Source organism: Shewanella sp. NKUCC05_KAH (assembly GCF_019345585.1).
Lineage (GTDB): Bacteria > Pseudomonadota > Gammaproteobacteria > Enterobacterales > Shewanellaceae > Shewanella > Shewanella oncorhynchi.
This window is the reverse complement of sequence record NZ_JAHKQZ010000030.1, coordinates 22430-39025: the sequence shown is the minus strand read 5'-3', so window position 1 is coordinate 39025 and position 16596 is coordinate 22430. Positions and strand designations below refer to the sequence as shown.

Below are 16596 nucleotides of genomic sequence, written 5' to 3'. Positions count from 1 at the left end.
TTAGCAGCGAATACACTTTGGGATGATGAGATTGAATGAGTAGGCGCGTATCACCTATCGCTTAAATCCATCGCAGAGCCGATATCAAAACCTAAATACACTCAAATCCTAAATTTCAGCCATAAAAAAACACCGCCGAAGCGGTGTTTCTCTTAAGATTAAAGCAAGGAGTAATTAAGCTTCTGCAACGATAGAAACTTTAACAACAGCTTTAACTTCAGTGTGTAACTGAACTTCAACTTCGAAGTCGCCAGTAGTACGCAGAGCGCCTAATGGTAAACGAACTTCTGATTTAGCCAGCTCAACACCAGCAGCAGTCACTGCATCAGCGATGTCACGGTTGCCAACTGAACCAAACAGTTTGCCTTCATCACCCGCTTTAGAAGCAATAACAACAGCTTCCAGTGCAGTGATTTTCTCAGCACGTAGGTTAGCAGCAGCTAATTCAGCAGCTAATTTAGCTTCTAATTCAGCGCGACGAGCTTCAAATACTTTAACGTTGCTTTCGTTAGCAACAACAGCTTTACCTTGTGGCAAAAGGTAGTTACGAGCGTAACCAGCTTTAACAGTAACTTGGTCACCCAAGTTGCCTAGGTTAGCGATTTTATCAAGCAGAATAACGTTCATTATCAAATCCTCTATATTCGATTAGGAATACTGCAATTACTGATGTAAATCAGTGTATGGCAGTAGAGAAAGATAACGAGCACGCTTGATAGCGCGAGCTAGTTGGCGCTGATATTTAGCACTAGTACCAGTGATACGGCTAGGAACAATCTTGCCGCTTTCAGTGATGTAGTTCTTTAAAGTAACGATATCTTTGTAATCAATTTCTGCAACACCTTCAGCGGTGAAACGGCAGAACTTGCGACGACGGAAATAACGTGCCATGTTGACAGTCTCCTAAGTTTTCAATTCGACATTTTCGGCATGGATGACTAAGCGGTTCTGACCATTACGCCCCTGTTGAAGCGTCATAAAGCCTTGCACTTGTACTTCCACACCTGCTTTCAGATCTTCTGCGACGCTTTCAAAGCGTGGGCCACTCAATATCACTTGAATTTGTACGTAGACGTTGCGGAGCATTTCGGCTTCATAACGCTGCGATTTGTGTTCCAACATAATTACACTGTGTGCAATACCTGCTGGGCTTTTAAAGCGTCTTGAACGAGTTATCGTTCCTGACAACACCAAGTTATTGGTGGTCACAGATTACCTTACTCAGCGATTTCTTCAGCGTGAGCTTCATCATATGAGCGTTCGCCAGCTGGGCCACGACGTGAATCGCGCTCATCTCTAGCTCTAGCCATTGGAGATGCTTCAGTAACGGCAACTTTAGTACGCATTACCATGTTACGCAGAACTGCGTCGTTGAAACGGAAAGCTGTTTCTAGCTCTTCGATCGTCTCTGCTTTAGCTTCAACGTTCATCAGAACGTAGTGAGCTTTATGCAGGTCAAGGATTGGGTAAGCCAGTTGACGACGGCCCCAATCTTCTAAACGGTGGATTGTGCCGTTAGCTTCGGTGATAACACCTGTGTAACGCTCAATCATACCTGGTACTTGTTCACTTTGATCTGGGTGAACCATAAATACGATTTCGTAATGACGCATTTATTGCTCCTTACGGTTATGTAGCCTCGGTATTGGCTCAGTCAAACCAAATGGAGGCAAGGAACGAAAAATAGTGACTGATTTGAGCGCGAGATAGTACAGAAAGCAAGCCAGAAACTCAAGCAATAACTTTGCCTCGCCAATCAATACAGGTATGATGGCGGTTCGCCTATATTCGGACGTCTGAAATCAGCTAACCAAGAATAAAACATAATGCTAAAAGTTATTGCGCCAATCAGTTTGTTTTTCCTTTCATTTCCTGCGCTTGCGCTTGTTCCACCTGATTATCAGGAACCGCCCAGCGATTTTACCGCGGAAATCGAAGCTGGCTTGCAACTGAACACAGGCAATACCGAATCCAGCAGTTTTAATGGTCGAACCCAACTGATTTACGATACAAAGCAAACCAAGCAAGAAGCCACACTAAAAGCCTATTTTGCCTCAGAAAAAAGTCAAACAACCTCCGAAAAATATGAGCTACAGTTACAATCGAACTATAAACTGACTAAGGGTTATGTCTTCGGACGTGGTGATTTTACTTGGGATCAATTCGGTAGTTACACACAAATATCGACTCTTTCGAGTGGTTACGGTTTCAATGCTATCAGTAGTTATAAAACAAAACTCAGTCTCGAGTTCGGTCCAGGTTATCGATATAACTTACCTGCAGAATCGGTAACCATTCCCAACCCTGATGCCGAAAAAGATGTCATTCTTCGTACCGCTGCCAAATTCTCTCAAAAACTACAGGAATACAGCAGTCTCAATGCCGATCTCACCGCGGAAGTGGGCGAGAACAACAACACCCTCACCTTAGATATGAACTATAAAAATCTGGTGTTCCAAGATTGGGCATTTAAGATCGGTATGAACATCAAATACACTGAAGTGGTACCAGAAGGAAGCCAACCCATGGATACCATCACCACCTTCAACTTGCTTTACACTTTTAGATAACTCCTTTTAAAAAATACGACGAAATACATAGACTAACATGACGCTAATAGCCTACTCGGCTGGCGTCTATGTGAATGCTTTACAAGCATCCCCTTGAGTTGTTCCGACATAATTCAGTGATTTTTTGAGCAGAAATGCGCAATTAATCAAGATTTACCAACAATTTGCAACACAACATAAACACTAACCCCTGATATACTCACTCCTCATTATCAATCTAGTTTGTGTTTTCGGAGTTGTATATGACTAATCCGCTGCGCACTTTCGCCTCTTTATATAGCACCACGTTATTAATGGTATTAGCCGGCGGCTTGCTTACCACCTATCTTGGGCTCAGGCTCTCAGTGATGAATGTGCCACAAATATGGATTGGCGGCATGATGTCGGCCTACTATGTTGGCCTAGTGGCAGGCTCTAAGATTGGTCATCGACTTATCGCTCAAGTGGGCCATATCCGCGCCTTTGTCGCCAGTGCAGGCATAGTCGCTGCATCGGCATTAGGCCATGCACTCGTAGATGAGCTAGCGGTTTGGCTGCTCCTCAGACTCGTGGTCGGCATGGGGATGATGTGCCAATACATGGTGTTAGAAAGTTGGCTTAACGAACAAGCTGAAAGTAATCAAAGGGGCACAGTGTTTGCGAGTTATATGATCGTATCTTACTTCGGCTTAATCTTGGGCCAAGGTGCGATCAGTATTTTCCCCGAATTAGGACTAGAGCCACTACTGCTTATCGCAATTTGTTTTTCACTCTGTATCGTACCGATTTCACTCACGCGTCGTCTTCACCCTGCGCCCTTAGTTCCTGCCCCACTCAAAATTGCCTATTACTGGAAAAAAGCGCCACAAGCACTCACGACAATCGCGATTGGTAGCATGATAGTGGGTTCGTTTTATGGTCTCGCTCCCGCCTACGCCAGTAACTTAGGTTTACCGCCTGAAAAAGTCGCCACGTATATGACGGCAACGATTTTAGCGGGATTACTGGCACAGTGGCCAATGGGAAAATTGTCCGACATTATGTCCCGCAGTCGCCTTATCCGTATCAACTGTATATTGCTCGGTATCTTAGCCTTAGCTATCGCCTTAACCCCCTATCATCCGGTGATTTCACTGGTGATGACTTTCCTATTTGGTATTTTAGGTTTCACTTTCTATCCGCTCGCCACAGCGCTTGCCAACTCTCGAGTAGAGCAAAATGAGCGGGTAGGCTTATCAGCAACAATATTATTAACCTTCGGCTTAGGCGCCAGTATCGGTCCGCTTATCGCATCGACATTAATGCAATGGTTTGGCAATAACATGTTATATGGCTTTATGTCAGCCTGTACCTTAATACTCTTTGTGCGTTTACGTTATGTACATTCACAGCAAAAAGTCGAAACCAATGTCACCCAAGACTACATAATGGCGACGGGCGACTTAGTCTCGTCACCACTGGCGGCAGCGTTGGACCCACGGGTTGATGTTAAATCAATTCAAGAGCATATGACGCCCAGCGCTAACTTAGATGAATCGGAGCATGATTTAGGGGCCGATGGCGTCGATGACGATATTATCGATGATAATGACAGTGATGAGGAACAACTCGCCTTTAGTTTCGATATTGAGCAAGCAGAGCCTGAAGCCGCTCAAATAGATGAAACTGATAGCAATCAGGTTAACCTAGACAAAGCGATGACGTAAAAAAGGCCAATAAAAAACGGATTAACTTTATATCGTTAATCCGCCTTTTTATTACGACCAGTTGTTACTTCAAGCCTGATACTGCATATGTGAGATCAGGCAAACGTGAGCATATTAGCTACGACGCTGACGCACTGCTTCAAATAGGCAAATACCCGTTGCAACCGATACGTTCAAGCTAGACACACTACCGGCCATAGGGATAGAGATCAGCGAATCGCAAGACTCACGGCTTAATCGGCGTAAGCCTTTGTCTTCAGCTCCCATAGCAATCGCCAATGATCCCTTGAGATCCGCTTGATAAAGCTCGCAATCTGCCTCGCCCGCAGTGCCCACAATCCACACACCTTTATCCTGCAGGTGACGCATAGTGCGCGCAAGATTAGTCACTTGGAATAAAGGCACTGTTTCCGCAGCGCCACATGCCACTTTACTCACAGTCGCAGTTAAGCCAACTGAATTGTCTTTAGGCACGATAATACCTTGTACGCCAGCCGCATCGGCATTACGTAGGCAAGCGCCTAAGTTATGGGGATCAGTCACACCATCCAAGATCAACAGGAATGCTTGCTCAGTGTTAGCAAGCAGCACATCTAAATCTTGCTCATTCAATACTTTCGCCGCTTTAACGCGCGCGACTATGCCTTGATGTTGGCTGCTTTCCGCTTTGTCATCTAAGGCTTTACGAGAAGCGACTTGAATCGTCGTTCCAAAGGCTTTTGCCTGATCGGCCAGCACAGTTAAGCGCTCATCGTCACGACCTTGTAACAGCCACAACTCAATAATGCGCTCAGGGCTGTGTTTTAACAGGGCTTCAACTGCGTGGATCCCAAAAATAATATCTTGTTTTTTCATTTATTTCTTTCTCGTGCTCCGCTTAGCGGCTTTTGGCTTTTTAGCCGGATCTTTTACTGCTGCTTTTTTAGCTTTAGTGCCAACTTTGGCCTTAGGTTTGGTTTTGCCTGTTTCAGCCTTGGCGCTAGATGCCGCGGTTTTGCCTGCTTTACCTTGCTTAGCGCCTTCACGATTAACGCGCTCACGGGCTGTCATCGGCTTATCACGGCTGGCAGATGCTTTACGTTTACCACCTTTGCCGTCATCACCCAGCATAACCAAATCAATCTGTCTGTCATCTAAGTTGACTGCAGCGACCTTAACCGTCACAGGATCGCCGACTTGATAAACTTGACCTGTGTGCTCACCGATAAGACGTTGACGCATAGGGTCGAATTGGTAGTAATCGCTACCTAGACTTGAGATATGCACTAAGCCATCGATAAACAGTTCATTTAAGCGCACAAACAAACCAAAACTGGTCACAGAGGCAATCACAGCTTCAAAGGTATCACCGACGTGATCTTGCATAAACTCGCACTTGAGCCAATCGCTAACATCGCGAGTCGCTTCATCGGCACGACGTTCTGTGGTCGAACACTCTTCGCCTAATTTGTCGAGCTCATCGAGCTGATAGTGATAGCCACCATCCTGCGTCCACTTCTCAGTGGCTTCGCCTCTTTCCTTCGCCAGTAAATAACGGATCACACGATGTAACACTAAATCCGGATAGCGGCGAATGGGTGAGGTAAAATGTGCATATTCTTCTAAGGCTAAACCGAAGTGACCTTCGTTATCCGGAGTATAAATTGCCTGACGCATAGAGCGCAGTAACATCACTTGGATAAGTTCAGCATCAGGGCGGTCGGCAATTTGCAACATCACATTCTGGTAATCTGACGGCGTTGGCTCAAGTCCACCGGGCATGCTTAAACCACGCTCAGCAAGGAACTCTTTAAAGTTTGCCAATTTTTGCTCGGATGGTGCTTCATGCACACGATACAAGACTTCGCCTTTGTGTTTCTTCACAAACTTAGCTGCAGAAACGTTGGCTAAAATCATACATTCTTCAATGATTTTATGGGCTTGATTACGGCCACGCGGCACGATTTTATCAATCTTGCGCTGCTCATTGAAAATGAACTGCGTTTCCATGGTTTCAAACGCAATCGCACCACGCTCGGCTCTTTGCTCATCGAGCGCTAAATACAATGACTGTAAACACTGCAAATGCGGGAACAAAGCCTCATGCTCAGGCGCAATGGGGCCGCCTTCTAACATTGCTGCCACTTGGGTATAAGTGAAACGGGCATGGGAATACATCACAGCCGGATAAAACTTATAACCTGATAACTTACCTTTAGCAGATACGGTCATCTCGGCGACCATACATAAACGGTCGACGTGGGGATTAAGCGAACATAGGCCGTTAGAGATTTTCTCCGGCAGCATAGGGATCACTTGCGACGGGAAATACACTGAGTTACCACGGGCACGCGCTTCGGTATCTAAGGCGGAATCGGTGCGCACATAGTAACTAACATCCGCAATCGCAACCCATAAACGCCAGCCGCCACCGGCTTTTTTCTCCGCGTACACAGCATCGTCAAAATCGCGGGCGTCTTCACCGTCGATAGTCACTAATGGCAGATGACGTAAATCCACACGACCGACTTTATCGGCGTCGGTTACTTCATCGGGAATACGGCGCAGTTTCTTCTCGATCACTGGTGACCAAGTATGGGGTAAATCATAATTACGCAGGGCAATTTCGATTTCCATACCCGGCGCCATTTGCTTACCGAGCACTTCAGTCACTTTACCCGCAGCCTTAACAAAACGGCCTGGGCGACGCGTTAATTCAACCACAACCACATCACCTTGACGGGCGCCATTGCGATCTTCATTCGCGACTAAAATTTCTTGGGTAATACGCTTATCATCGGCAATGACAAATGCCATACCGCTATCGACATGATAACGGCCAACAATCGCGGCACTTCGCGGCTGGATCAGACGAACCAAACGCGCTTCGCGACGGCCACGACGATCTGTGCCCGCTTTTTGCGCCAGCACTTTATCACCGTGGAAATACATCAGCATGTCGCGGTTCGAAATAAATAAGTCATCACCGCCTTCATCGGGTTTGAAAAAGCCGAAGCCTTCTCTGTGTCCGAGCACAGTGCCGGGGATCAGATCCATTTTCTCGGGTAAGCCATAGCTCTGCCCACGGGTGAACACCAGTTCGCCATCGCGTTCCATCGCACGTAGGCGACGGCGCAAGGCCTCAAGTTGTTCTTCCTCTTGGATGTTTAACGCCGCGGCAATGCTGTCACGAGTGATAGGTGATTTTTGAGAACGTAAGTAATCGAGAATATACTCACGGCTTGGGATAGGATTTTCGTACTTATCCTGTTCACGCTCAAAATGAGGGTCTTTGATCATTCAATATCCAAATAATGTGTCTCTAGATTAAGAGACCACTTAACGGGTTCGCAACTGTTCTTGCTGGGCCCGCGCCACTGCACTGGGGGGCATTTTAGCTGCTAACACCTGCAGTAAAGACAAGGCTTTATTCTTAGTCGCCTCGTCCGCAAATACATCGTTATATAACCAGTGATAGGCCATCTCGTAATCCCTAGGACTACCATAACCTTCACCGAATAAACGAACTAACATCATACGAGCGGATAAACTGCCACTTGCAGCCGCAGGCAGTAAATAATGCACTGCTCTGTCTTTATTGCGGATGACAAATTTCCCACTCTGATAATACTCGGCAAGCTTTAACATCGCTTCTGAGCTACCTTGTTCGGCCGAGTCACGTAACAAAGCAATACCCTTCACAGGGTTAGCCTTCACACACGTTCCATGATTGAGCATTTCGCCCCAAAGAAATTGATATAAAGGCTGTTTTAAGACTTGGGCTCGCGCCTCAATGTCCTGGACTAACTGGCAATCATCACGTTTCACTTTCGCTAAGTATTGATTGCTACGGATCAAATCAAGCAATTGATCTTGACTATAAATATCCACCGCCTGCGTTTCAGCAAAGCACATTGAAGATACTAAAGGCAGTAGCGCAACGAGTGCTGTACGTAGCATAACGACTCTCAATGACAGTAGGATGAATACTTGCATCGGCAGTATAACCTATTTCTTGAGCTTGAGCTGAATTTCTAACCGCAGAATGAAACAGAGAAAGGCATAAAGAAGCAGAGAAAAAGGCCGTGAAACACGGCCTTAACAGATCTTAATTGAACGGATTAACCAAAATCATGGTTTCGTTACGATCAGGACCCGTAGAGATAATGTCGATTGGTGTTTCTAATAACTCTTCAAGACGCTTGATATAATTGATCGCTGCTTGAGGCAGTTGCTCAATTGATGTCGCGCCAAAAGTCGACTCGCTCCAACCCGGCATAGTTTCATAAACCGGCGTAACCAGTTCATAACCTTCAGCGGCCAGCGGAGTGACTTTAGAGATAGTGCCATCAGGATTCTGATAACCGACACAAATCTTCACTTCTTTCAGACCATCAAGTACATCTAACTTAGTCAAGCAGAAGCCGCTAACACTGTTGATTTGAACTGCGCGGCGCATTGCCACAGCATCCAACCAACCTGGACGACGCTTACGACCCGTTGTTGCACCAAACTCATGACCTTTAGTACCTAAATGATCACCGACTTCACATAATAGTTCAGTTGGGAATGGACCTGCACCTACGCGAGTGGTGTAAGCCTTCATGATACCTAAGACATAGTCTAAGTGACGCGGACCAAAACCTGAACCCGTCGCAACACCACCGGCAGTGGTATTTGAAGAGGTTACAAATGGGTATGTTCCGTGGTCGATATCGAGTAATGTACCTTGAGCGCCTTCGAACAGAATTGGCTCACCGGCTTTACGCGCAGTATCCAATAGTTCAGTCACATCAACACACATGCTCTTCAGATAATCGGCCATAGCCAACGCATCTGCTAGTGTTTGCTCGTAATCAACCGCTTCGACTTGATAGTACTCTGTCAGCATAAAGTTATGATATTTCATAACTTCTTTCAGCTTTTCAGCAAACAGTTCAGCATTGAACAGGTCGCCTACTCGCAGACCGCGACGAGAGATCTTGTCTTCATACGCAGGTCCAATACCACGGCCAGTTGTACCAATAGCTTTATTACCGCGCGCTTTTTCACGGGCAATATCAAGGGCACAATGGAAGGGAAGGATCAGCGGACACGCTTCAGAGATCAACAGACGTTCCTCAACAGGAACTCCACGATCTTTCAGCATGTTGATCTCTTTCATCAGGGCGTCAGGTGCAAGCACCACACCGTTGCCAATAATGCATTTCACATTATCGCGCAGGATACCCGATGGGATCAGATGAAGAACGGTTTTTTCACCGTCGATAACCAAGGTATGACCAGCATTGTGGCCGCCTTGATAGCGCACTACATATTTTGCCTGTTCTGTTAGAAGGTCGACAATCTTACCTTTTCCTTCGTCACCCCATTGGGTGCCGAGAACAACTACGTTTTTGCCCATTATTTGCTGCAAGGTTGCGGTTAAAAAAGAATTTTAACAGATCTTAGTTAATAAGGGCAAGCAGGCTATTTTTTACGCAAAAATAACCCAAATCACGACTCCAGCAGTGACTAATGCCCCACCAAGTCGCTGGATAACTTGCTGATTTTGATGGGAGAGTTCATTTAAATAACGACGCCATTTATTTGGGAATAATAATGGCCCAAGGCCTTCCAAAACCAACACAAGTGCCACTGCTAGCATAAAAATTTGAAAAGTCATGCTTACCTCAAACTCACTCGCTTAATATAAATCTATTGTATATCAGCATACTCCAACCAAAGAGTTTTCTTATACCGTCAATTTTTAGCCAATAAAAAACCCAGCATAGGCTGGGTTTTTTGATATTCCAAAAACGAATTAACGCTTAGAGAATTGTGGCTTACGACGTGCTTTACGTAGACCCACTTTCTTACGCTCAACTTTACGAGCGTCACGGGTAACGAAACCAGCAGAACGAAGTGATGGACGCAGTGCTTCATCTAATTGCATCAGAGCACGGGTAATACCGTGACGGATTGCGCCTGCTTGGCCAGTGATACCACCGCCTTTAACAGTTACATAGATGTCCAGCTTGTCAGTCATTTCAACTAACTCTAAAGGTTGACGAACAACCATACGAGCAGTTTCACGACCAAAATACTGATCCAAAGGACGTTGATTTACAACGATGTTGCCACTACCTGCTTTAGCGAAAACGCGAGCTGTAGAGGTTTTGCGACGGCCAGTGCCGTAGTACTGAGTTGCAGCCATTTGCTTAATCCCGTTTAGATATCAAGAACTTGAGGTTGTTGTGCAGTGTGGTTATGTTCTGCGCCAGCGTAAACTTTCAGTTTACGGAACATGGCACGGCCCAGAGGACCTTTTGGTAACATACCCTTAACTGCTTTCTCGATGATCATTTCTGGCTTTTGCGCTTGCAGCTTTTCAAAGCTGATTTGCTTAATGCCACCAGGGAAGCCTGAATGCGAGTAGTACGTTTTGCCTTTCGCTTTGTTACCAGTAACAGTCACTTTTTCAGCATTAACAACGATGATGTAATCACCGGTATCAACGTGTGGAGTGTATTCTGGCTTATGCTTACCGCGTAAACGGACAGCGATTTCAGTAGCGATACGACCTAAAGTTTTGCCGTCTGCGTCGACGACGAACCAGTCACGAGTTACAGTTTCTGGTGTAGCAGTAAAAGTCTTCATTATTACAAAAACCCAAAGTTAATTTTCTGTCTCACATGTTGTCTGCATTTGCAAACAACACAAAATTGCCTTTTAGTACCCCTTCGAGCACCGACTTCGGCTTACAACTTCCGCCCAATTGGCGGAGTAACGTGGGCAGGTGGCGGAGTATAGACAAAGCTGAGTTAAAAATCACCTGATATTTTGATAAAAATTATAAAATATCGACCAATCTGGCTTGTCATCCTAAGGATTAACAAGCCTCTGGTGATTTAAGGCCGCAGCTAATGCAAAACTCTTACACTACTGGGTTACGGCAGGTGTTCGGTTTTTAAATAATCGTGGGATTGCATCTCAATTAAGCGTGAACGGCAACGCCTAAATTCGAAGTTAAGCAAACCATCGGCATAAATATCTTCGAGTGGCACTTGAGCCGATACAATCAGCTTTACATTGCGCTCGTAAAATTCGTCGACCATAGCTAAAAAACGTCTGGCGATGTCATCGCCAGTCAAAAAGGCGCCCATTTGTTCTATGCCACTCACGAGAACAGTATGATAAATCCGCGCAAGTTCCATGTAGTCACGCTGGCTTCGCGGGCCATCACAGAGCGCTCTAAAATCGGCCAACAATACGCCCTGCGCCTGCTGCCGAATACTAATACTGCGGCCTTCTATTTCGATGTCAGCAGTAAGCACCTCAGACTCAGGCGCTAACTGGCTAAAATAACGTATCAGATTGGCATCAGCTTGTGCATCTAATGGATGATGATAAATCTCTGCTTGCTCAAGGGTACGCAATCGATAATCAATGCCAGAATCCACATTGAGCACTTCACAATGTTGATTAATTAGGGCTATCGCAGGTAAGAAACGTGCGCGCTGTAAGCCATTTTTATATAAGTCGTCGGGGATAATATTCGAAGTTGCAACCAGCACAACGCCTTCTTTAAATAACGCTTGAAACAGCGTACCTAATAGCATGGCATCGGTAATATCAGAGACAAAGAATTCATCGAAACAGATAACGCGATATTTTGCGGCCATCTTTTTCGCAATCACCAACAAAGGATCGCGAACGCCTTTTAACTCGTCCAAATCTAAATGCAATTGATGCATAAAGCGATGGAAGTGAGCCCGCAATTTTTGTTCACCAGGCAAGGCATCAAAAAAAGTATCCATCAGGTAGGTTTTACCGCGCCCAACTCCGCCCCAAAGATACAGGCCTTTAGGTGATGCTGGTGCCGATTTTAAGCCTAATGCGCTAAACAATTTCCCCACAATAGAACTAGGCTCTTCTGCCGTAGTTAAGTCTTCATAGACGCGTTGTAACGCCTTAACGGCAATTTCTTGAGCCGGATCATGGGAAAAACCGTCACGGGTAAGATCTTTTTGATAATGCTGCCAAGGGCTTAACTGAGGCACGTTTAAATTCTCTTATGTCCTTTATTAAAACTGTGACGATATTAGCACGGCCAATATGACGCAGGATATATTAATGCAGAATACGACTTTTACCTTAACGCTAAACTGCATACAAACGTCTAATAACCATCTATGCTGTAGGTCATTTTAATCGGCAAAATCTGCTGATATTAGGGCTTGAAAAATCCTAATATCGCCCACAGATTTCTGTTCGGAAACAAGTATGAAACAGCCGATAAAATAGGCTAAAAAAATTAACATTTATTAATATAATGAACTTTTTCAATAAGGTGCGAGTCAGAGTGATTACCTAGGCAAATAGCCGGTACCGATACAGATTTGATCTGGCACTCGCACGATTGCTGATGCATTACATCCAGATCTTTCAACCCTTATTTGGAGTTATGAATAGATGAAAACAAAATTATCTGTACTTTCAGCCGCAATGTTAGCCGCTACCCTGACTATAATGCCTGTCGTCTCACAGGCCGCCATTCCACAGACGGTTGAGGGACAATCCATTCCAAGTCTTGCGCCTATGCTTGAGCGCACGACGCCCGCAGTCGTATCAGTAGCGGTAACGGGGACTCATGTTTCTAAGCAAAGAGTACCTGATGTTTTCCGTTACTTTTTCGGCCCTAATGCGCCACAAGAGCAAGTGCAAGAACGTCCTTTTAGAGGCTTAGGCTCAGGCGTGATTATTGACGCAGAAAAAGGCTATATCGTCACGAACAACCATGTGATTGACGGTGCTGATGATATTCAAGTTGGTCTTCATGACGGCCGTGAAGTAAAAGCAAAACTGATTGGCACTGACTCAGAGTCAGATATCGCATTATTGCAAATTGAAGCGAAAAACCTCATCGCAATCAAAGCCTCTGATTCCGATGATTTACGCGTAGGTGACTTTGCCGTTGCCATTGGTAACCCCTTCGGTTTAGGTCAAACCGTCACCTCGGGCATTGTTAGTGCTTTAGGCCGTAGCGGCTTAGGCATTGAAATGCTGGAAAACTTTATTCAAACTGATGCCGCGATTAACAGTGGTAACTCGGGTGGCGCACTCGTCAATCTTAACGGCGAGTTAATTGGGATTAACACCGCAATCGTAGCACCGGGCGGCGGTAACGTCGGTATTGGCTTTGCCATCCCTGCTAATATGGTGAAAAACCTCGTGGCACAAATTGCCGAACACGGAGAAGTACGCCGCGGTGTATTAGGTATTTCGGGACGTGATCTCGATAGCCAACTCGCCCAAGGTTTCGGTTTAGACACTCAACACGGCGGCTTCGTGAATGAAGTAGCCAAGGGCAGTGCCGCAGAGAAGGCCGGTATAAAAGCAGGTGATATTATCATCAGCGTTGATGGCCGTGGTATTAAGTCATTCCAAGAACTTCGGGCTAAAGTCGCCACTATGGGTGCAGGTGCTAACGTTGAGTTAGGACTCATCCGTGACGGTGATAAGAAAACAGTTAAAGTGACCTTAGGTGAAGCGAGCCAAACCAGTGAAACAGCGGCTGGTGCCGTGCATCCTATGCTGCAAGGTGCGTCCTTAGAAAACTCATCTAAGGGCATTGAAATTACCGATGTCGCACAAGGCTCACCAGCGGCCATGAGTGGCTTACAAAAAGGAGATGTGATTGTCGGTATTAACCGTACTGCAATTAAAGATCTTAAGACACTTAAAGCACAACTTAAAGATCAAGAAGGTGCCGTTGCACTGAAGATAATGCGTGATAAGAGCATGTTGTATTTAGTCCTACGTTAATCGACAAAATAGGCCATTTTTTCTGCCATAGATAAGCATAGGGAGCTTAGGTTCCCTATGCTTACATCGATTAAACATGTTAATCTAACTCACCTTTTTCTAGATCCATCCTGCCATGACTATAAAAGACACTCTGTTATATCTCGGTAAAGCCACCCTTTTCGGCCTTATCATGGCGGCCATGTTTTTATTGGTGACACGTTATTTCGATAACCAATCCCTCGGTAGTAGTCTGCTACAAACCCGTGCCAACAACACAGTCGAGCTATCCTTTGCCAAGGCGGTACGCCGTGCAGCTCCTGCCGTTGTGAATATTTATAGCCTCAGCATAGATCAGAATCGGCCGCTTAATTCAGGCTCACTTCAAGGTCTAGGTTCTGGGGTGATAATGAGTAAAGAAGGTTATATTCTCACTAATTATCATGTCATTAAGAAAGCCGATGAGATTGTTGTCGCCCTGCAAGATGGACGCAAATTTACCTCTGAAGTGGTTGGCTTCGATCCTGAAACCGATTTATCGGTACTTAAAATTGAAGGCGATAACTTACCGATTGTCCCCGTTAATCTCGACAGTCCGCCTCAAGTCGGTGATGTCGTACTCGCTATTGGTAATCCCTACAATTTAGGCCAGACCATTACCCAAGGCATCATCAGTGCCACGGGGCGTAACGGCTTAAGTTCAGGTTACTTAGACTTCCTACAAACCGATGCAGCGATTAATGCGGGTAACTCAGGTGGCGCACTCATTGACACTAACGGCAGCCTTATAGGTATTAATACCGCAGCATTCCAAGTGGGTGAAGAAGGCGGCGGCCACGGGATTAACTTCGCTATCCCGATTAAATTAGCCCACAGCATTATGGGTAAGTTGATTAAAAATGGTCGAGTGATCCGTGGCGCTTTAGGAATTTCTGGCGAGCCGATTAATCCTGTCGTGGCACAAATCCTTAATCTACCCGATCTCAAAGGTGTGCTCGTTACGGGTGTCGATCCTAATGGCCCTGCGGCCCGTGCCCTGCTAATGCCAAGGGATGTGATTATTAAATACGATGGTGAAGATGTGCCAGGCGTTGAGATGCTAATGGACCGCATCGCTGAAACCACACCGGGTAAGAAAGTGATGATGACTGTGATACGCCAAGGTAAACAACAAGAGTTACCTGTGATTATCGATGAGAAGGTTGTGATCGATAACTAGAGCGTCACTCAGCATTACGCGCTCAAAGGCAGAAAACAAAAAACCAGCATTTAGCTGGTTTTTTAATGATTCAAAATTAGCTTAAATCAGTAACAGATCACTGAATACGCACAACCTGTGCGCCTAAACCTTGAAACTTATTCTCAATATGCTCATAGCCACGATCTAAGTGATAGATACGATCGACAATCGTCTTACCATCGGCCACTAAGCCAGCAATCACTAGACTCGCTGACGCACGTAAATCCGTCGCCATTACCTGAGCACCACTTAAAGATTCAATCCCTTGAATGATGCAGGTGTTGCCTTCAAGCTCCATGGTAGCGCCCATACGGATAAGTTCAGGCACATGCATAAAACGATTTTCGAAGATAGTCTCAGTTATGGTTGCCGTACCTTGTGCTAAGGCATTGAGCACACAAAACTGCGCCTGCATATCGGTTGGGAAACCAGGATAAGGTGCCGTCTTGATATTCACCGCCTTCGGACGTTTACCCTGCATATCGAGCTCAATCCAATCTTCGCCCGTAGTAATCGTCGCGCCTGCATCTTCAAGTTTTGCGATAACCGACTCCAGTGAAGCAGGATCGGCTTTTAAACAACGAATACGACCACGGGTCACCGCGGCAGCAACGAGGAAGGAACCGGTTTCGATACGATCTGGCATAACTCGGTAATTGCAGCCCTGTAAACGCTCAACCCCTTGGATACGCAGTGTCGCACTGCCTACACCAGTGATTTTTGCACCCATGGCAATTAAGCAATTAGCGAGATCGATCACTTCAGGTTCGCGGGCCGCGTTTTCAATCACGGTTTCGCCATCGGCTAATGCTGCGGCCATCAGTAAGTTTTCAGTGGCACCAACACTCACCATGTCCATAAAGATATGTGCGCCCTTAAGACGACCATCAACACGGGCCTTGATATAACCTTCTTTCACTTCAATCTTGGCGCCCATCATTTCGAGGCCATGTAAGTGCAAGTTCACTGGTCTTGCGCCAATGGCACAGCCGCCAGGCAATGACACGTCAGCCGTACCATAACGAGCCAATAACGGCCCTAAGATCAAGATAGAAGCACGCATGGTTTTCACTAGATCATAGGGAGCGCAAAACTCATTCAGATTAGTGGTAGAAATGCGGATCTGTCCGTCCCCGAGTTCAGTCACTTCAGCGCCGAGACAGCGTAATAATTTACAGCTCGTACTCACATCACGCAGATTGGGCACGTTAGAAACCACAAAATCGGTTTCAGCCAATACACCCGCCATCAGAATAGGCAAAGCTGCATTTTTAGCACCCGAAATAATCACATCACCGGCAAGCGGGGGGCTTGCCTGAATTGTTAGTTTATCCAC

At 45.8% G+C, this 16596-nt stretch carries 17 protein-coding genes; 4 read left to right on the top strand and 13 right to left on the bottom strand.

Features of this window, described 5'->3' with window-relative positions; all coding sequences use genetic code 11:
- Positions 1-174: 174 nt before the first annotated feature.
- From rplI to rpsF, 4 genes are read right to left on the bottom strand one after another with little or no spacing between them, the layout of a single operon-like run.
- The gene (gene rplI / locus KO533_RS20985; RefSeq protein ID WP_113939970.1) at positions 175-627 is read right to left on the bottom strand and encodes a 50S ribosomal protein L9; all 453 of its coding nucleotides are present in this window, start codon (positions 625-627) and stop codon (positions 175-177) included.
- 36 nt (positions 628-663) lie between these two features.
- Positions 664-891: a 30S ribosomal protein S18 gene (gene rpsR, locus KO533_RS20980; RefSeq protein ID WP_006083042.1), complete on the bottom strand. Its 228-nt coding sequence runs from the start codon at positions 889-891 to the stop codon at positions 664-666.
- A 12-nt stretch (positions 892-903) separates the two neighbouring features.
- Positions 904-1209, bottom strand: a complete 306-nt coding sequence (gene priB, locus KO533_RS20975) for a primosomal replication protein N (RefSeq protein WP_105251411.1) — start codon at positions 1207-1209, stop codon at positions 904-906.
- 8 nt (positions 1210-1217) lie between these two features.
- On the bottom strand, positions 1218-1613 hold the full coding sequence (rpsF, locus tag KO533_RS20970) for a 30S ribosomal protein S6 (RefSeq protein WP_105251410.1): 396 nt from the start codon (positions 1611-1613) through the stop codon (positions 1218-1220).
- Positions 1614-1826: 213 nt separating this feature from the next.
- Between rpsF and KO533_RS20965 the strand changes: the two genes are divergently transcribed.
- Both KO533_RS20965 and KO533_RS20960 read left to right on the top strand, forming a co-directional pair.
- Positions 1827-2570: a DUF481 domain-containing protein gene (locus KO533_RS20965; RefSeq protein ID WP_219255974.1), complete on the top strand. Its 744-nt coding sequence runs from the start codon at positions 1827-1829 to the stop codon at positions 2568-2570.
- A gap of 242 nt (positions 2571-2812) precedes the next feature.
- On the top strand, positions 2813-4255 hold the full coding sequence (locus KO533_RS20960; protein ID WP_219255972.1) for an MFS transporter: 1443 nt from the start codon (positions 2813-2815) through the stop codon (positions 4253-4255).
- Between the two features lie 114 nt (positions 4256-4369).
- Here KO533_RS20960 and rlmB read toward each other — a convergent pair whose 3' ends face one another.
- The 8 genes from rlmB to zapE all read right to left on the bottom strand — a co-directional run bounded on the left by rlmB (position 4370) and on the right by zapE (position 12276).
- Entirely contained in the window at positions 4370-5110 is a 741-nt protein-coding gene (gene rlmB, locus KO533_RS20955; protein WP_028759536.1) for a 23S rRNA (guanosine(2251)-2'-O)-methyltransferase RlmB, read from the bottom strand.
- On the bottom strand, positions 5111-7534 hold the full coding sequence (gene rnr / locus KO533_RS20950) for a ribonuclease R (protein ID WP_219255971.1): 2424 nt from the start codon (positions 7532-7534) through the stop codon (positions 5111-5113).
- Positions 7535-7573: 39 nt separating this feature from the next.
- Positions 7574-8230: a flagellar protein MotX gene (gene motX, locus KO533_RS20945; protein ID WP_113939975.1), complete on the bottom strand. Its 657-nt coding sequence runs from the start codon at positions 8228-8230 to the stop codon at positions 7574-7576.
- Positions 8231-8342: 112 nt separating this feature from the next.
- On the bottom strand, positions 8343-9638 hold the full coding sequence (locus KO533_RS20940; protein ID WP_028759421.1) for an adenylosuccinate synthase: 1296 nt from the start codon (positions 9636-9638) through the stop codon (positions 8343-8345).
- Positions 9639-9710: 72 nt separating this feature from the next.
- Positions 9711-9899 carry a DUF2065 domain-containing protein gene (locus tag KO533_RS20935; RefSeq protein ID WP_105251404.1) on the bottom strand — a complete coding sequence of 63 codons (189 nt, stop codon included), beginning with the start codon at positions 9897-9899 and terminating at the stop codon, positions 9711-9713.
- 138 nt (positions 9900-10037) lie between these two features.
- Positions 10038-10430 (bottom strand): 30S ribosomal protein S9, encoded by a 393-nt coding sequence (rpsI, locus tag KO533_RS20930; RefSeq protein WP_006083052.1) that lies wholly within the window; start codon positions 10428-10430, stop codon positions 10038-10040.
- A 14-nt stretch (positions 10431-10444) separates the two neighbouring features.
- Positions 10445-10873: a 50S ribosomal protein L13 gene (gene rplM / locus KO533_RS20925; RefSeq protein ID WP_105251403.1), complete on the bottom strand. Its 429-nt coding sequence runs from the start codon at positions 10871-10873 to the stop codon at positions 10445-10447.
- A 290-nt stretch (positions 10874-11163) separates the two neighbouring features.
- Positions 11164-12276, bottom strand: coding sequence for a cell division protein ZapE (zapE, locus tag KO533_RS20920; protein ID WP_105251402.1), 1113 nt, complete (start codon positions 12274-12276; stop codon positions 11164-11166).
- Between the two features lie 412 nt (positions 12277-12688).
- On the opposite strand from zapE, the gene degQ reads away from it, so the two are divergent.
- On the top strand, positions 12689-14041 hold the full coding sequence (gene degQ, locus KO533_RS20915) for a Do family serine endopeptidase DegQ (protein ID WP_105251401.1): 1353 nt from the start codon (positions 12689-12691) through the stop codon (positions 14039-14041).
- A gap of 115 nt (positions 14042-14156) precedes the next feature.
- Positions 14157-15239: an outer membrane-stress sensor serine endopeptidase DegS gene (gene degS / locus KO533_RS20910; RefSeq protein ID WP_105251400.1), complete on the top strand. Its 1083-nt coding sequence runs from the start codon at positions 14157-14159 to the stop codon at positions 15237-15239.
- Between the two features lie 97 nt (positions 15240-15336).
- Here the strand turns inward: degS and murA are convergent, their stop codons facing one another.
- Positions 15337-16596 (bottom strand): UDP-N-acetylglucosamine 1-carboxyvinyltransferase, encoded by a 1260-nt coding sequence (gene murA / locus KO533_RS20905; protein ID WP_105251399.1) that lies wholly within the window; start codon positions 16594-16596, stop codon positions 15337-15339.

Coding starts and splice junctions, on each gene's coding strand:
- rplI (WP_113939970.1), bottom strand. CDS start 627: ATGAACGTTATTCTGCTTGATAAAATCGCTAACCTAGGCAACTTGGGT.
- rpsR (WP_006083042.1), bottom strand. CDS start 891: ATGGCACGTTATTTCCGTCGTCGCAAGTTCTGCCGTTTCACCGCTGAA.
- rpsF (WP_105251410.1), bottom strand. CDS start 1,613: ATGCGTCATTACGAAATCGTATTTATGGTTCACCCAGATCAAAGTGAA.
- KO533_RS20965 (WP_219255974.1), top strand. CDS start 1,827: ATGCTAAAAGTTATTGCGCCAATCAGTTTGTTTTTCCTTTCATTTCCT.
- KO533_RS20960 (WP_219255972.1), top strand. CDS start 2,813: ATGACTAATCCGCTGCGCACTTTCGCCTCTTTATATAGCACCACGTTA.
- rlmB (WP_028759536.1), bottom strand. CDS start 5,110: ATGAAAAAACAAGATATTATTTTTGGGATCCACGCAGTTGAAGCCCTG.
- rnr (WP_219255971.1), bottom strand. CDS start 7,534: ATGATCAAAGACCCTCATTTTGAGCGTGAACAGGATAAGTACGAAAAT.
- motX (WP_113939975.1), bottom strand. CDS start 8,230: ATGCAAGTATTCATCCTACTGTCATTGAGAGTCGTTATGCTACGTACA.
- KO533_RS20940 (WP_028759421.1), bottom strand. CDS start 9,638: ATGGGCAAAAACGTAGTTGTTCTCGGCACCCAATGGGGTGACGAAGGA.
- KO533_RS20935 (WP_105251404.1), bottom strand. CDS start 9,899: ATGACTTTTCAAATTTTTATGCTAGCAGTGGCACTTGTGTTGGTTTTG.
- rpsI (WP_006083052.1), bottom strand. CDS start 10,430: ATGGCTGCAACTCAGTACTACGGCACTGGCCGTCGCAAAACCTCTACA.
- rplM (WP_105251403.1), bottom strand. CDS start 10,873: ATGAAGACTTTTACTGCTACACCAGAAACTGTAACTCGTGACTGGTTC.
- degQ (WP_105251401.1), top strand. CDS start 12,689: ATGAAAACAAAATTATCTGTACTTTCAGCCGCAATGTTAGCCGCTACC.
- degS (WP_105251400.1), top strand. CDS start 14,157: ATGACTATAAAAGACACTCTGTTATATCTCGGTAAAGCCACCCTTTTC.